Source organism: Parvibaculum sp. (assembly GCF_049671045.1).
In the GTDB taxonomy this organism is placed as follows: Bacteria; Pseudomonadota; Alphaproteobacteria; order Parvibaculales; family Parvibaculaceae; genus Parvibaculum.
The window spans coordinates 1-1,578 of record NZ_JBATUH010000110.1 but is presented as its reverse complement, the minus strand read 5'-3'; the positions used below and the strand labels follow the sequence as shown (position 1 = coordinate 1,578).

The following is a 1,578-nucleotide window of genomic DNA, read 5'->3' as shown; positions in this document are numbered from 1 at the left end:
CGTCCTTCACATGCACATTGCCGGCGCGTTGCGCCGCGACGGTCGTCTCCCAGGCATAGGCGTCGCGGCCTGGCGCCTTGTAATCGTGGCACATGAACAGGCGCGTTTCTGGCGGCAGGGCCAGCAGACGCCGGATTGACCGGTAAAGCTGGTGGGCGTCGCCGCCAGGAAAGTCCGCCCGCGCCGTGCCGTAGTCCGGCATGAACAGGGTGTCGCCGACGAACACCGCGTCGCCGATGCGCCAGGATACGTCCGCCGGCGTGTGCCCTGGCGTGTGCAGGGTTTCCACCTCCAGTTCGCCGATGCGGAACCGCTCGCCATCCCTGAACAGATGGTCGAAATCGCGGCCGTCCGTATGCAGGTCCTCCGCATTGAACACGGGCCGGAAAATCCGCTGCACCTCTTTGATGTGCTCGCCGATGCCGATTTTGGCGCCGGTTCGCGCCCTGATCCACGGCGCGCCGGACAGATGGTCCGCGTGGGCGTGCGTCTCCAGGACCCATTCGATCCGGTAACCGGCGGCCTCCGCCGCCTTCAGAATGGCTTCCACCGAACGGGTGTCAACCGCGCCGGAGGGGTGGTCGTAGTCGAACACGGGGTCGATGACGGCGGCGATTTTCGTCGCCGGGGCCGCTGCCCGATAGCTGACGGTGTTGGTGGGCTCGTCGAAAAACGCCTGAATGAGCGGTCCGGGCATGTGGGGCCTCCCCTGAATGTTTGCGCCGAAACGGATATTGACAATATATGAGAGATAACTAAATAAGCAATATCTTAATTAACCGAGCCACGAGGCCGCCATGTCGTCTTTCCCAGCCCCCCTGTCCGCCCCTCTGCCTGCTCCCTTGCCTGCCATCGCGCCCGAACAAGCCCGCCAGATGCTTCAGAATGGCGCGGTTCTGATCGACATTCGTGAAGCGGATGAGCACGCCCGCGAGCACATTCCCGGCGCGCGCTCCCGCCCCCTGTCGTCGTCCATATCGTCCATGACCGGGCCCAATGACGCCGCGGTTATTTTCCATTGTCGCAGCGGCATGCGCACGGCCAGCGCCGCCGACCGGCTGGCCGCCGGCGTCATGCCTGACTGTCAGGCCTGGGTGCTGGAAGGCGGCCTCGACGCCTGGAAGAAGGCCGGTCTTCCGGTGACGACGGATCGCAGCCAGCCGCTGGAGATGCAGCGTCAGGTGCAGATCGGCGCTGGCTCGATGGCCCTGGCCGGCGTGCTGCTCGGCCTTCTGGTCTCGCCATGGTTCTTCGCCATTTCCGGCTTTGGCGGCGCTGGCCTGATGACGGCCGGCGTGAGCGGCTTCTGCGGCATGGCGCGGCTTCTGGCCCACGCCCCATGGAACCGGGCGTTGCGTCCGGCGGCGCCTGCTTCATGCGGCGTTTCCGGAAAAAACTGACGCGCCAGGCCGGGATGTCACGCCATGATCGCGCCTGAAGCATTTCTGGGCCTGGGCGCCGGCGCTGTCGTCGGCTTCACGCTTGGCCTTGTGGGCGGCGGCGGCTCAATCCTCGCGACGCCGCTGCTGGTGTATCTGGCCGGCGTCGCCAATCCGCATGTCGCCATCGGCACAAGCG

The 1,578-nt window shown here is 66.0% G+C and carries 2 protein-coding genes; one reads left to right on the top strand and one right to left on the bottom strand.

Features of this window, described 5'->3' with window-relative positions; translation table 11 throughout:
• Positions 1-697 (bottom strand): MBL fold metallo-hydrolase (locus WBG82_RS12510; RefSeq protein WP_424424849.1); only part of this gene is annotated, 697 nt, incomplete at its 3' end.
• Between the two features lie 145 nt (positions 698-842).
• Between WBG82_RS12510 and WBG82_RS12505 the strand changes: the two genes are divergently transcribed.
• Positions 843-1,400: a rhodanese-like domain-containing protein gene (locus tag WBG82_RS12505; protein WP_424424848.1), complete on the top strand. Its 558-nt coding sequence runs from the start codon at positions 843-845 to the stop codon at positions 1,398-1,400.
• Positions 1,401-1,578: the final 178 nt, after the last annotated feature.